Annotated in this window: 16 protein-coding genes; 12 read left to right on the top strand and 4 right to left on the bottom strand. The window is 60.2% G+C overall.

Going from position 1 to position 13,617, the window contains the following annotated elements; genetic code table 11:
• Window positions 1-10: 10 nt before the first annotated feature.
• The gene (benC, locus tag CKW19_RS05225) at window positions 11-1,024 is read left to right on the top strand and encodes a benzoate 1,2-dioxygenase electron transfer component BenC (RefSeq protein ID WP_095056908.1); all 1,014 of its coding nucleotides are present in this window, start codon (window positions 11-13) and stop codon (window positions 1,022-1,024) included.
• A gap of 61 nt (window positions 1,025-1,085) precedes the next feature.
• A complete protein-coding gene (locus CKW19_RS05220) occupies window positions 1,086-1,859 on the top strand; it encodes a 1,6-dihydroxycyclohexa-2,4-diene-1-carboxylate dehydrogenase (RefSeq protein WP_095056907.1) in 774 nt (257 codons plus the stop codon).
• 12 nt (window positions 1,860-1,871) lie between these two features.
• Here CKW19_RS05220 and CKW19_RS05215 read toward each other — a convergent pair whose 3' ends face one another.
• A complete protein-coding gene (locus tag CKW19_RS05215) occupies window positions 1,872-2,234 on the bottom strand; it encodes an NUDIX hydrolase (protein WP_095056906.1) in 363 nt (120 codons plus the stop codon).
• Window positions 2,235-2,447: 213 nt separating this feature from the next.
• Between CKW19_RS05215 and CKW19_RS05210 the strand changes: the two genes are divergently transcribed.
• On the top strand, window positions 2,448-2,654 hold the full coding sequence (locus tag CKW19_RS05210; RefSeq protein ID WP_095056905.1) for an SPOR domain-containing protein: 207 nt from the start codon (window positions 2,448-2,450) through the stop codon (window positions 2,652-2,654).
• Between the two features lie 35 nt (window positions 2,655-2,689).
• Here CKW19_RS05210 and CKW19_RS05205 read toward each other — a convergent pair whose 3' ends face one another.
• Complete coding sequence (locus tag CKW19_RS05205; RefSeq protein ID WP_095056904.1) at window positions 2,690-2,953, bottom strand: hypothetical protein; 264 nt, start codon at window positions 2,951-2,953, stop codon at window positions 2,690-2,692.
• Between the two features lie 167 nt (window positions 2,954-3,120).
• On the opposite strand from CKW19_RS05205, the gene CKW19_RS05200 reads away from it, so the two are divergent.
• From CKW19_RS05200 to CKW19_RS28710, 6 genes are all read left to right on the top strand, one after another.
• Window positions 3,121-3,306: a hypothetical protein gene (locus tag CKW19_RS05200; protein WP_095056903.1), complete on the top strand. Its 186-nt coding sequence runs from the start codon at window positions 3,121-3,123 to the stop codon at window positions 3,304-3,306.
• 104 nt (window positions 3,307-3,410) lie between these two features.
• Entirely contained in the window at window positions 3,411-3,746 is a 336-nt protein-coding gene (locus CKW19_RS05195; protein WP_095056902.1) for a hypothetical protein, read from the top strand.
• Between the two features lie 265 nt (window positions 3,747-4,011).
• Entirely contained in the window at window positions 4,012-5,301 is a 1,290-nt protein-coding gene (locus tag CKW19_RS05190; RefSeq protein WP_095056901.1) for an FAD-binding oxidoreductase, read from the top strand.
• A 25-nt stretch (window positions 5,302-5,326) separates the two neighbouring features.
• Window positions 5,327-5,881, top strand: coding sequence for a helix-turn-helix domain-containing protein (locus CKW19_RS05185; protein ID WP_095056900.1), 555 nt, complete (start codon window positions 5,327-5,329; stop codon window positions 5,879-5,881).
• Window positions 5,882-5,901: 20 nt separating this feature from the next.
• Window positions 5,902-7,248 carry a glutamine synthetase family protein gene (locus tag CKW19_RS05180; RefSeq protein WP_095056899.1) on the top strand — a complete coding sequence of 449 codons (1,347 nt, stop codon included), beginning with the start codon at window positions 5,902-5,904 and terminating at the stop codon, window positions 7,246-7,248.
• Window positions 7,249-7,304: 56 nt separating this feature from the next.
• Complete coding sequence (locus CKW19_RS28710; RefSeq protein WP_159953414.1) at window positions 7,305-7,469, top strand: hypothetical protein; 165 nt, start codon at window positions 7,305-7,307, stop codon at window positions 7,467-7,469.
• A gap of 137 nt (window positions 7,470-7,606) precedes the next feature.
• On the opposite strand, the gene mhpT is transcribed toward CKW19_RS28710, so the two are convergent.
• Window positions 7,607-8,824 carry a 3-(3-hydroxy-phenyl)propionate transporter MhpT gene (gene mhpT / locus CKW19_RS05175; protein ID WP_367316887.1) on the bottom strand — a complete coding sequence of 406 codons (1,218 nt, stop codon included), beginning with the start codon at window positions 8,822-8,824 and terminating at the stop codon, window positions 7,607-7,609.
• 331 nt (window positions 8,825-9,155) lie between these two features.
• Between mhpT and CKW19_RS05170 the strand changes: the two genes are divergently transcribed.
• Window positions 9,156-10,478 carry an OprD family porin gene (locus CKW19_RS05170; protein WP_095056897.1) on the top strand — a complete coding sequence of 441 codons (1,323 nt, stop codon included), beginning with the start codon at window positions 9,156-9,158 and terminating at the stop codon, window positions 10,476-10,478.
• Window positions 10,479-10,538: 60 nt separating this feature from the next.
• Here the strand turns inward: CKW19_RS05170 and CKW19_RS05165 are convergent, their stop codons facing one another.
• The gene (locus CKW19_RS05165) at window positions 10,539-11,027 is read right to left on the bottom strand and encodes a MarR family winged helix-turn-helix transcriptional regulator (RefSeq protein ID WP_095056896.1); all 489 of its coding nucleotides are present in this window, start codon (window positions 11,025-11,027) and stop codon (window positions 10,539-10,541) included.
• Window positions 11,028-11,240: 213 nt separating this feature from the next.
• On the opposite strand from CKW19_RS05165, the gene CKW19_RS05160 reads away from it, so the two are divergent.
• Window positions 11,241-12,071, top strand: a complete 831-nt coding sequence (locus tag CKW19_RS05160; RefSeq protein ID WP_095056895.1) for a p-hydroxycinnamoyl CoA hydratase/lyase — start codon at window positions 11,241-11,243, stop codon at window positions 12,069-12,071.
• A gap of 83 nt (window positions 12,072-12,154) precedes the next feature.
• Window positions 12,155-13,603 carry an aldehyde dehydrogenase gene (locus CKW19_RS05155; protein ID WP_095056894.1) on the top strand — a complete coding sequence of 483 codons (1,449 nt, stop codon included), beginning with the start codon at window positions 12,155-12,157 and terminating at the stop codon, window positions 13,601-13,603.
• Window positions 13,604-13,617 lie beyond the last annotated feature (14 nt).

Below are 13,617 nucleotides of genomic sequence, written 5' to 3'. Positions count from 1 at the left end.
GACTGCCGTCATGACCCATTCCATTGCGTTCAATTTCGAAGACGGCGTCACTCGGTTCATCGACGCCAATGTCGGCGAAACCGTGGCCGACGCCGCGTACCGCCAGGGCATCAATATTCCGCTGGATTGCCGCGACGGCGCCTGCGGCACCTGCAAGTGTTTTGCCGAAGCCGGTCGCTACGATCTGGGTGAGGAATACATCGAAGACGCCCTCAGCCCTGAAGAGGCCGCTCAGGGTTTTGTCCTGACCTGCCAGATGCGCGCCCAGAGCGATTGCGTGGTGCGCGTACCGACATCCTCCGAGGTCTGCCGTACCCGCCAGGCCAGCTACGACGCGACCATCAGCGCGGTGCGCCAGTTGTCCGACAGCACCATCGCGCTGTCGATCAAGGGCGAAGCCCTGAGCAAACTGGCGTTTCTGCCGGGGCAATATGTGAACCTGGAGATTCCCGGCAGCGAGCAGACCCGCGCCTATTCGTTCAGCTCGTTGCAGCGCGACGGCGAGGTCAGTTTTCTGATTCGCAACGTGCCGGGCGGTTTGATGAGCAGTTTCCTCACCGGCATGGCCAAGGCGGGCGACAACATCAGCCTGGCCGGTCCTTTGGGCAGTTTTTATCTGCGCGACATTCGCCGTCCGCTGTTGTTGCTGGCCGGTGGCACCGGGTTGGCGCCGTTCACTGCCATGCTGGAGAAAATCGCCGAGCAGGGCAGCGATCATCCGCTGCATCTGATCTACGGCGTGACCCATGATTTCGACCTGGTGGAACTCGATCGCCTGGAAGGCTTCGCTGCGCGCATCCCGAATTTCAGCTTCAGCGCTTGCGTCGCCAGCCCGGACAGCCAGCACCCGCTCAAGGGCTACGTGACCCAGCACATCGAGCCAAAGCATCTGAACGATGGCGACGTCGACGTCTACCTGTGCGGCCCGCCGCCGATGGTCGAGGCGGTCAGCCAGTTCATCCGCGAGCAAGGCATCAAGCCTGCGAACTTCTACTTTGAGAAATTCGCCGCCAGCGCGGCGTGAGTTTTCTCTGCTGCGACGCTCCTACGGGGTCCGGTGTCGTCATTCAGATCTTGAGGTGTTCATGAACAGATTCCACGAAAAAGTCGCGCTGATCACCGGCGCAGCCCAAGGCATCGGGCGCCGGGTGGCCGAGCGTATGGCCGCCGAAGGGGCGAAGCTGATCCTGGTGGATCGTTCAGACCTGGTGTTCGAAGTGCAACAACAGCTGGCACCGACCACTCAGGTCCTGGCCCTGACCGCCGACCTCGAGCAATACGAAGAATGCAGCCGCGTGATGCAAGCCGCCGTCAAGCATTTCGGGCGCCTCGATGTGCTGGTCAATAACGTCGGCGGTACGATCTGGGCCAAGCCGTTCGAGCACTACGAAGCGTCGCAGATCGAGGCTGAGGTCCGTCGTTCGTTGTTTCCGACGTTGTGGTGCTGCCACGCCGCGCTGCCGGTCATGCTGGAGCAGGGCAGTGGCGCGATCGTCAACGTTTCGTCCATTGCCACGCGCAGCGTCAACCGCGTGCCGTACGGTGCGGCGAAGGGCGGGGTGAATGCGCTGACTGCCTGTCTGGCGTTCGAAACCGCCGGCCGCGGTGTGCGAGTCAACGCCACGGCGCCCGGTGGCACCGAAGCGCCACCGCGGCGTATTCCCCGCAACGACGCCGAGCAGAGTGAGCAGGAGAAGGTCTGGTATCAGCAAATCGTCGATCAAACCCTGGACAGCAGTTTGATGAAGCGCTACGGCACGCTGGATGAGCAGGTTGGCGCCATTCTGTTTCTGGCCAGCGACGAGGCGTCTTACATCACAGGCATGGTCATGCCCGTGGGCGGTGGCGACCTGGGTTAACGTTCGCTGGGGCTACAGGCGACGCAGAAACGCTCTGACGATGCTCTGCGTTGCGTCGCTGATGTTCAGGTTGTGAACCGTTTCCAGCGGATGCCAGAGGCAATCGATGATCTCGTTTTGCGGCCGGGCCTGATGCAGGTTCAGCACCGACACCTCATAGACGTGGTGTCGCGTGCTGCCTGATTCGAATTCCATCAGGTAAACCAGCTCATCAACGTGCAACCCGGTTTCTTCCTCCAGTTCGCGGACGGCAGCGCCGGCCACGGTTTCCCCCCATTCGACCTTGCCGCCCGGCAACGTCCAGCGACTTCCCGCCTTGCGCACCAGAAGCACGTGCCGGTCCTGCTCACAAATGACCGTTGCGCGAATTTTCATGGGTTACCCCGACATGTCATCGAGCAGGCACAAAATTGCAACATCAGGGCCGAGCCCCTATGCGCTGTTGTCGAAGCAGTTTGAGCTGAATTTACCGCTCGCAGTGCAATTTAAATGAGGAATTTATGCGGCGACGTCTGGTCGGTATTTTGGAGAACGGTGGGTGTAAGGTAAGCAAGTCCACCTGATATCACTGTCGAGAAGGAGGTGACCATGAGCGTACCGATGCTGAATAAAATGCACATGAACGGTTACGACGTACTCAGCGTAAACAACGGTCCCTGGCGGGTTTGCACCCAGGGTGACCGGCTTGGCTCGTTCGACAGCCGGGAGGAAGCGCTGGCGTTTGCCGCCTCGTTACCCGGCTACAAGGCCCGCGCTCGCGCCGGCAAGTCTTCGGGCAACCAGCAGACACAATGAAGCAGCTTTTAAGCCCCGGTTCGCTGGGGCTTTTGTCATGCGTCTTTGGGACTTGCGCCTTGCTCTTGCCGGTTCCGGCTGATGAGTTTGGCCTTCACTTCCTCGGCATAGCCCGACAGTTTTTCTTCATCGCCCTGGAATAGCGCACACAGCCTCTGGACGGCTTGCGCATCGGCTTCATTCCCGGCCAGCCGCAATTGTTGCTCGATACGTAAAAGCTCCACCGCTGACCAGCGTAAATCGGATGCGAGCCCTTGCAGATCGCGCCGAAGCTGCTGTTCCTGTTCGTTAAGCCACATGTCGATCTCCTTATTCTGCACTCCAAAATTTTAGACCTGTTTGCGGGTCGGGACGTTGTATTTGTCTGATTGATCGAGGTTCCCTTTGGTCGGGAAAATGCACGCGAACGGTCGAATCCGCTGTCCTACTCACGTGCAGGCATTTCAGCAGGGCGGGGCGACGTCAAATGACCACTACCGATGAATTCAGGGCCCGGGCCCATGAGTTGATGAATGATCTGAACGCGTCCACCACCGAGATGATGAAGCTGATTTCAGCCCATCAACTCAGCGGGCCGGAGTGGGAGCGGGTTACCCGATGGCAGCATGAAGCGTATGAACGATGGATGGCCTATCTTAACGAGAGGAACTAAACATCAGAAATGGCATCCATGACAGCCGCTGACAATATGATTGGCTGATAGATGACCAAGCGGCGACGCGCTACATTTTCTTTTTCAGGACTTAAGGACACATCATGAGGATGTTGATGGGGGGAAGCGTGCTGGCGTTGCTGGCCGGGTGTTCGTTGCCAGCGTCAGTGGTGCCGGGTGAACCGAATGTCAGCAAATACAGTGAAAAGCCGCCCAAGGAGTTTGCGGCGTGCGTATTGCCACTTTGGCAGCATGAGGTATCGAAGACGAGCCAGGTTTCGATTTCCAACGGTTACCGGATAACCGCGCCAGGCATGATCAGCGCTGACGAAGTGCTCGACATCGTCAAGTCCAAGGACGGTAGCCGGGTGTCGCTGTATCAGGGACCACCCTGGGCGAAATCAGGCGCACTGCGTCAAGCGGTGCGCGACTGTCTTTAAGCATCAATCGCCGAGAGTGGTCACCGGGATGAGCGGGGCGTCTTGAGTTGCGCTTTTCTTTTCCCGCCGATCGCTCATCCAGTTTTCCACTTCAACGCCGAACTCCGGCGGGGCTTTGCGTCTTCCGATTGCCTGATACGCGTGACTGAACCGAAAAATCCCGCCCGGACTCTCCCGGGCGGGATTTTTTTGGCTCGAATTGCTTGCGTGAAATTTATCGTGTAACTTTTCATGAAATTATAAATAGAAAATTTCATGGGGCCGTATGTTTCAGCAGTCTACGCAGCATGTCGCCAGTTACTACGCCCACACGTGCACTGATCGGCTGGTAGATCGCGCGGCGCTGGAAGGCGAGCAGGACACCGACGTGGTGATCATCGGCGCCGGTTTCAGCGGATTGCATACGGCCTTGCGCCTGGCGTTGGCCGGCAAGCGCGTCACGGTGCTGGAAGCCAGTCGGGTCGCCTGGGCGGCTTCCGGGCGCAATGGCGGCCAGGCCATTCTCGGTTGGTCGTGCGACATGCCACCGCTGGAAGCGGCGCTGGGCTATGAACGGGCGCGGCGTTTGTGGGACGGCATGCGTTGGGCGGCGCGGGAGCTGCGCGATTTGCCCGGACGCCATGGTTTTGATTGCGACTACCGCGCCGGCCACCTGTGGACGTCGGTGATGCCGCGCCGGGTGAACCTGCTGACCGAGTGGCAGCACGAGGCCAGCCACAAGTGGGGCCACGACGGCCTGCAATTTATCGAGCGCCGTGATTTACCGCAGTGGGTGGCCAGTGCGCGTTATCAGGCCGGATTGTTCGATCCCGAAGGCGGGCATTTGAATCCGTTGAAACTGGCCCTCGGCCTGGCGGATGCCATCGAGCAGGCCGGTGGCCGCATCCATGAACTCAGCAAGGCGCTGAACTATCGCGAGGAGGGTGACGGGTACGTGGTGACCACCGAGCGCGGCCGTATTCGCGCCGATGTGTTGGTGCTGGCGTGCAACGCTTACCTCGATCAACTTGATCCGCAGCTGGCGAGTTGCGTGTTGCCGGTCGGCACCTATCAGGTCGCAACCGAGCCGCTGACGAAGGATCTGGCCACTGCGTTGCTGCCAAGCAATGTGTGCGTCACCGACAATCAGTTCGTCCTCGATTACTTTCGGCGCACGCCGGACAACCGCCTGCTGTTCGGCGGTGGCTGCACCTATCTGGGCGGCATGCCCAGGGACATCGCCGCCGCTACCCGGCCGTTTCTCGAACGCGTATTTCCCCAGCTCACCGGTGTCGAGTTGGAGTTCGCCTGGGGCGGGCACATCGACCTGACCCTCAAGCGCACCCCGGATCTTGGCCGTCGCGGCGGTCTGTACTGGATGCAGGGCTACTCCGGGCATGGCGTGCTGCCGACACTGGCCGGGGCGCGGGCGATCTCCGACGCAATTCTGGGCCAGCCGGACGAGTTGTCCCTGTACCAAGGCTTGAACAACGGCAGTTTTCCCGGCGGTAAATACTTCGCGGCACCGCTGGAAGCCATCGGCAAGGCCTGGTATCGGCTGCGCGACAGCATTTGAAGCGACACTTTCTGGAAGCCTCTAGATGGACATGCAAGAAGAAATCTCGGCGCTGGCGATCCTGATCCAGGACCTGCGCAAGCATAAAAAGTACACGCTCAAGGAGCTGGCGGACAAAATCGGTCGCTCCGTCGGATTCCTGTCCCAGGTCGAGCGTGGACTGTCGCGCCCGACCGTGGCGGACTTGACCGCCATCAGCGAAACCCTGGGCGTGCCGACCACGTATTTCTACAGCCTGCCCAAGCCCATGGCGTTGCCGTGGGTCACCCGCCCGGATGAGCGTCGCACGTTGTACTACGCCGACGGCATCACCGACATCCTGGTCTCGCCCAAGATGCGCGCGTCGTTTTCGATGCTCGAAAGCCAGCTCGAACCCGGCGCCAGCAGCGGTGACCGGCACATGAAGGACAGCTCCGAGCAGGGCGGTTACGTGCTGGAAGGGGAGTTGACCCTGTGGCTCGATGACAACGCCCCGGTGACCCTGCGAACCGGCGACAGCTTTCAACTGGCCAGCCATGCGCACTGCCGCTACGGCAACCTTTCCGATCAACCGACCCGCGTGCTTTGGGTTTACACCTGAAAACAACAAGGAATGAAATGATGGATGCTGTGTGCTCTGAACTGCTGGCCGAGGTTCGCAACTTCCGCCACTGCAACCCCGAAGTGCGATACGTCGACCTCATCTCCCTGGACATCCCGGGGCATTTCTACGGCAAGCGCTACCCGATTGAAATGCTGGAAAAAGTCGCGGCGGGCAGTGCACTCAAGTTGCCGCAAAACTGCGTGCTGCTGGGGACGCAGGGTGGGTTGTTCAAGATCGGTGACTACTGCTTCAACGACGGTGACCCGGACGCGCTGCGCCGTCTGGTGCCCGGCACGCTGAAATTGGTGAGCTGGGAAAAGCAGCCCCTGGGCCAGATGTTGATTACCTCGGACGGTACCGAAAAGCCCATCGAATTCGAACCCCGCGAAGTGCTGGCGCAGGTACTGGGACGCCTGCACCGCAAAGGTATTTTTCCGGTGGTGGCGTTCGAGCTGGAGTTCTATCTGTTTGACAGCCGCTTGAAGGAGGGTCTGCCGCAGTTCCCCCGCGATGACCTGACCGGCGACGCGGATGACCAGCCGAACATGCACATCGAACGCCTGTCGCGGTTCGCTCCGGTGCTTGATGAAATGGTCGAGACCGCAAGGGCTCAGGGCGTCGATGCCACGGTGATCACCGCCGAACTTGGCCCCGGTCAATTCGAAATCAATTTCGGGCATTGCGATGACGGCCTGCGCGCCGCCGACTGGGCGGCCCTGTTTTGCCGCAGCACCCGGGGCGTGGCGCTCAAACACAACTACCGCGCCAGTTTCATGGCCAAACCTTATTTGCAGCACCCGGGCAGCGGCATGCACGTGCACGTGAGCCTGTACGACAAGGCCGGCAACAACCTGTTGGCTGCGAACGGTCAGCGCGCGTTGCGTCACGCCGTGGCCGGTTGCCTGGACGTGTTACCGCACTGCATGCCGATTTTTGCGCCGAACCACAACGCCTTGCGCCGCTTGAGCGGCACAGTGAACGTCGCGTCCCGTGCCAGTTGGGGCTTTGAAGACCGGGATGCGTGCCTGCGGATACCCGAGTCAGACCTCAAGAATCTACGTATCGAACATCGCCTGGCGGGCGCCGATGCCAACCCGTACCTGGCACTCGCAGCCATTCTGGTGGGATTGGAGCAAGGGCTGGAAGGGGAGCGAGAGCCGATTGCACCGCTCAACGAAGACCGTACCAGTGGTATCGAATTTCCGTTGGAAATGCTCGACGCCGTGCAGTCCATGCAAAACCATGCGCCACTGCGCGAAGGCCTGGGCGCGGAGTTCGTGGATGTTTACTGCGAAAACAAGCGTCAGGATCATCTGGCATTTCTGCATGACATCAGTGCGCGTGAGTACCGTTGGTTCCTGTGATGGGGCATAGAAAATGTGTGGATATTTAAAGGCTTATAAAGGTTAGTAACTGGATAGTGAGTAAAAATATCTTGTTACAGGCTGAAATATTCCGTAATATCCGCGCCGCGTTCACCACCACGGTTTATGCATTTTTAAATCCCGGGCGTCCATCAGCTGCCTGGGATTTTTTTTGCCTGAAATTTGGTGTGCATGTCGAAGATCAAAAGATCGCAGCCTGAGACTAAACAAAATAGTGTGGCGAGGGAGCTTGCTCCCGCTGGACTGCGCAGCAGTCCCTGCTTTTCAGATGAAGAGCCGGGGCCGCTTCGCTGCCCAGCGGGAGCAAGCTCCCTCGCCACTGGTTCATCAAATGCAGTCAGTTTGCAGCTTCCGGTTGCGCCTCGGTGCTGGCTCCGCTACGGGCAATCACGGTGATGATCGACAGCGCCGCAATCACCAGTCCCGGTGAAGTCGCCAGCAGCACTCCGGCAGTACCTGCGCCCGCGGCGAGAATCTGCCCGGCGGCCAAAGGCCCGGCGACCGAACCCAGACGACCGATGGCCACCGCTGCACCGACACCGGTGGCGCGTACCGAGGTCGGGTAGGACGGAGGCGCCAGGGCGTACAGCACCAGTTGCGCTGCCATGACAAACAGCCCGACCGCAAACCCGGCAATCGCCATTTGCACAATACCCACCGACAGGCCGACTCCGGCCAGTGCCGCCAGCAAACCGGCGTACACGAACAGTACGACCTTCAGGCCGTTGCCACGGTCGAGCAGCATACCGCCCAGCAGCGAGCCGATCGCACCGCCAATGTTGAACAACATCTGCACCATGCCGGCCTGGGGTTTGGTGAAACCCTGCGCCAACAGCAGCGACGGCAGCCAGTTGAGCAGCATGTACATCACGGTCAGGGTGAAGAAGTAGCTTAGCCACAAGGCCAGGGTGTTGCGCGCGCGACCTTCGCCGAACAGCGCCCGGCCGGTGGAAGAGCGGGGGCCTTCGGTCGTGACATGTTGCTGGCGGAACGCCGTGGATTCGGGCAACAGCAGGGCCATCAACGGCACCACCAGCAAAGGCGTCAGGCCGCCGATGATAAAGGTGGTCTGCCAGTGTTCGCTGGAGAACATCGCCACTACGGCCGCCAATGCGCCGCCCAAGGGTACGCCGCAATACATGACGCTGATGGCGGTGCCGCGTTTGCGTTCGCTGACGGCCTCGGCACACAAGGCAATCAGGTTGGGCAGGGCGGCACCCAGGCCCAGGCCGGTCATGAAGCGCACCAGCAACAGACCGCTGTAGGTTTCGACATAGGCGGTGCAGAGCGAGAACAGGCCGAACAGCAGCACGGCGCCGACCAGGATTTTCTTGCGGCCGATGCGATCGGCCCCCCAGCCGCCAAAAAATGCACCGGGCAGCAAACCGATGATCCCTGCACTGAAGACCCAGCCCATCATTTTCGGGTCCAGGGCAAAGCTTTGGCGCAATCCGGCGGCAGCGGTGCCGGCAGCTTGCAGATCGAACCCTTCGATCAGCGCAACGATAAAGCACAAAGCGATAGTCAGCGTCGAGCGACGCGATGGACTGTCCATGGGTGAACCTCGTTGTTGTTTTTGTTGTGGAGTCGAGCCATTCCTTTGCACTCCGGCACGCTGGATGTAATGGCTGATGATTAAGATAACAAATATAACTAAAAAATGAACGACCTCTTAAAAGGCATAATTCACTGAATAAAAACCTTTAAAAACAATCGATTGATTGATTTATGATGATTTTACCTAAAAATAGATAAGAATATTAATGTTCGATTATCGGCTATCTGCGATTGACGATCACCCTCGGCTGTTTCCATTCTCTGTCCACGAAGCCGATTGCCCTGTGGTCGTCAGGCATCCAGCACAACAATAAAAATGGATATCGAACATGCCAAAACACCCCGTCAACGCCGAAGCACCGGCGTCTGTTTCCTGTGTGTCCCGCGTTAATCCAGGGTTGCTCCTGGCGCTTCTCGGCTTCAGCGTCCAGCCCTTGCATTCGCATGCAGCGGGTTTCATCGAGGACAGCCACGGCAACTTGACCCTGCGCAATTACTACCTGGACCGTGACTACAAGGATGGCGGGGCCAAATCCGCTGCGCGGGAATGGGCCCAGGGTTTCATCCTGGGCATGGAGTCGGGCTATACCGAAGGGGTTGTGGGTTTCGGCCTGGACGTTCGTGGGTTACTGGGGGTCAAGCTCGACTCTGCGCCGGATCGCAGCGGCACCGAGCTGTTGCCGGTGTCGGCCAGCGACAAGCGTGCGGCGGATGAGTATTCGCGGCTCGCCCCGACGGCCAAACTGAGATTTGCCCAATCCACGGTGAAGAGCGGCGATGTCTCGATTTTCCTGCCGTTCGCTTTCGCCAGCCCATCGCGCCTGTTGCCACAGACCTTTCGCGGCACCACGCTCAGTTCCAAAGATTTCGACGGCCTGACTTTCAACACCGGCTACATCGATCGCATCAACAAGCGCGATTCCACGGACTATCAGGCCATGAGCATCGCCACGCCAAACCGGCGATTCAACGGCGCCGCCACCACCTCGCATCTGGCGTACGTGGGGGGCGATTATCAGGTCAACAAAGAACTCAGTCTGCGCGCCTACCATGCCGAGGTGGCCGACCTGTACCAACAGGACACCCTGGCGCTGCTGCACAACCTGCCGCTCGGCGAAGGTGTGTTCACCACTGACTTGCGCAGTTTTTTCAGCCGTGAGGATGGCGCCGCCAAAGCGGGTGAAGTGGACAACATCAACCTTTCGGCATTGTTCGGCTACCGCCTCGGCGGGCACCGTGTGAGCCTTGGCTACATGCATTCGAGCGGCGACACCGCAACGCCCTACATCTCCGGCACCGAGTTGATGGGCATGAGCGAACAGACCATGGCTTCGGATTTTCTCAATGCCAAGGAGCGCACCTGGCAAGCGATCTATGACTACGACTTCGTGGCGTCCGGGGTGCCCGGTTTGAAGGGAAGGTTGCGTTACGTGCGCGGTGACAATATCGAGTTGGCGGCCTTCAACGCCGAGGACCGCAAGGAGCGCGAGTTCCAGATGGAACTGGGTTACGTGATCCAGAGCGGTCCGCTGAAAAACGTCGGGCTGTTGGCGCGCAAGGCGATTTATCGCAATGACTTCCCGAGCGGTACGGCCTTTCGTGATGAAAACCAGACCCGCTTCCAGGTGCTCTACACCTTGCCGATCTGGTAGCGCCGGGTTGTTCGATGTTCCTGGCCGGCCACCCGTCGGGGGTGCGCCGGCATTTCCCGTTCAGTCCTGATAAACCTTCTTCAGCAGGCGCAGCAGTTCTTCGCGTTCCCCGCCGGTCAGCGCTGACGTGGAGTCGAAATCGCTCTGCGCAGCGATCTGCTTGAGCTCCTTGAGCAGGGTTTCGCCAGTCTTGCTCAGGAAGATCCCATAGGAGCGTTTGTCCGGTTTGCAGCGCACCCGCACCGCCAGTGCGCGGCTTTCCAGTTTGTTGAGCAGCGGCACCACTTGGGGCGGCTCGATGGCCAATGCGCGGGCCAGGTCGGCCTGCATCAGACCGGGGTTCTGGTCGATGATCGCCAGGGCCGAGAACTGGGCAGGGCGCAGATCGTGGGCAGAAAGACGACCGATCAGGTTCTGGAACAGTTTGAGTTGAGCCCGGCGCATGGCGTACCCGATCAAATCGTCCAGCGCTGAATCCAGCGGTGCCTGCGTCTGGGCATCGACGGGCGGGGACTCGCTCAGGTCGGCGGTAGGAGAAGACTTGGCCATGGCAGGTGAATCCTGAAGAAGTAGAGGTTAACAAGGCTATCTAGTTTGCCGGGGTTGGCCACCGATAGCTATGGCTGTGGTAATTGATGATGGGCGTGAGGGCTTTTTTTCTGAGAAGGAAAAATGGTTAATTTGAATAATAGTTAATTGACATAACTAAATTGCTCCTTTAATTTCCAGTCATCTTCAAGCCAAGAACAAGAGAGCATCGCCATGAGCAATTACGAAGGTCGCTGGACAACCGTCAAAGTCGAAGTGGAAGAAGGCATCGCGTGGGTCATCCTCAATCGCCCGGAAAAACGCAACGCCATGAGCCCGACGCTCAACCGCGAAATGATCGATGTGCTGGAAACCCTGGAGCAGGATCCGGCAGCCGGCGTGTTGGTACTGACCGGTGCCGGCGACGCCTGGACCGCGGGCATGGACCTCAAGGAGTACTTCCGCGAAGTGGATGCGGGCCCGGAAATCCTTCAGGAAAAAATCCGCCGCGAAGCCTCGCAATGGCAGTGGAAACTGCTGCGCATGTACGCCAAGCCGACCATCGCGATGGTCAACGGCTGGTGCTTCGGTGGCGGTTTCAGCCCATTGGTGGCGTGCGACCTGGCGATCTGCGCCGACGAAGCGACCTTCGGCCTCTCGGAAATCAACTGGGGCATTCCACCGGGCAACCTGGTGAGCAAAGCCATGGCCGACACCGTGGGCCATCGTCAGTCGCTGTACTACATCATGACCGGCAAGACCTTCGGTGGGCAGAAAGCCGCCGAGATGGGCCTGGTCAACGAAAGCGTGCCGCTGGCGCAACTGCGTGAAGTCACTGTCGAGCTGGCGCGCAACCTGCTGGAGAAAAACCCGGTGGTGCTGCGTGCGGCCAAGCATGGTTTCAAACGTTGCCGCGAGCTGACCTGGGAGCAGAACGAAGACTACCTGTACGCCAAGCTTGACCAGTCGCGGCTGCTCGACACCGAAGGTGGCCGCGAGCAGGGCATGAAGCAGTTCCTCGACGACAAGAGCATCAAGCCCGGTCTGCAGGCCTACAAGCGCTGAGACTGATCGCCGGGTGCCTGTCCGCCCCGGCGCGCTGTATCGCTCGAATGCATTCCCGACAAAGACAATAAAGAGGAATCACCATGCTGGACGTGCCCCTGTTGATTGGCGGCCAGTCGCTTCCTGCCCGCGACGGTCGAACCTTTGAACGCCGTAACCCGGTGACCGGCGAATTGGTGTCGCGGGTCGCCGCTGCCACCCTGGAAGATGCCGACGCCGCGGTGGCTGCCGCTCAGGCGGCGTTTCCCGCCTGGGCTGCTTTGGCGCCCAATGAACGTCGCACCCGTTTGCTCAAGGCCGCCGAGCAGTTGCAGGCGCGCAGCGACGAGTTCATCGCAGCGGCCGGCGAGACCGGGGCCATGGCCAACTGGTACGGATTCAACGTGCGGCTGGCGGCCAACATGCTGCGTGAAGCGGCGTCGATGACCACCCAGATCAACGGCGAAGTCATCCCTTCGGATGTGCCCGGCAGTTTTGCCATGGCCCTGCGCCAACCCTGCGGTGTGGTGCTGGGCATCGCCCCGTGGAATGCCCCGGTGATTCTCGCCACCCGTGCCATCGCCATGCCGCTGGCGTGCGGCAATACCGTGGTGCTCAAGGCTTCCGAACTGAGCCCGGCCGTGCACCGGTTGATCGGTCAGGTCCTGCAGGATGCAGGTCTGGGCGATGGCGTGGTCAACGTCATCAGCAATGCCCCGGCCGATGCCGCGGCGATTGTCGAACGGCTGATCGCCAACCCGGCGGTGCGACGGGTCAACTTCACCGGTTCAACCCACGTCGGGCGCATTGTCGGCGAACTCTCGGCGCGTCACCTCAAACCGGCGCTGCTTGAGTTGGGCGGCAAAGCGCCGTTGCTGGTGCTCGATGATGCCGACCTGGATGCAGCGGTGGCGGCGGCAGCCTTCGGCGCGTATTTCAATCAGGGCCAGATCTGCATGTCCACCGAACGGTTGATCGTCGATGCCAAGGTTGCCGATGCCTTCGTCGCCAAACTGGCGGCCAAGGTCGAGACCTTGCGCGCCGGTGATCCTGCGGCGGCGGATTCGGTGCTCGGTTCACTGGTCGATGCCAGTGCCGGCACGCGCATCAAGTCGCTGATCGACGATGCCGTCGCCAAGGGTGCGCGGCTGGTGATTGGCGGGCAGCTGGAAGGCAGCATTTTGCAGCCGACCCTGCTCGACGGCGTCGACGAAACCATGCGTCTGTACCGCGAAGAGTCCTTCGGCCCGGTGGCGGTGATGTTGCGCGGGGAGGGCGATGAAGCGTTGCTGCGCCTGGCCAACGACTCCGAGTTCGGATTGTCGGCAGCGATCTTCAGCCGCGACACCGGGCGCGCTTTGGCGCTGGCCCAACGGGTCGAGTCGGGCATCTGTCATATCAATGGCCCGACCGTGCACGACGAAGCGCAAATGCCCTTCGGCGGGGTCAAGTCCAGCGGCTACGGCAGCTTTGGCGGCAAGGCGTCCATCGAGCATTTCACCCAGTTGCGCTGGGTGACCTTGCAGCATGGACCGCGGCACTACCCGATCTGAACCGCAGAAATAAC

It is taken from the genome of Pseudomonas sp. Irchel s3f7, assembly GCF_900187615.1.
GTDB lineage: Bacteria > Pseudomonadota > Gammaproteobacteria > Pseudomonadales > Pseudomonadaceae > Aquipseudomonas.
Note: the sequence above shows the minus strand (reverse complement) of the source record. Positions and strands in the feature narration are given on the sequence as shown.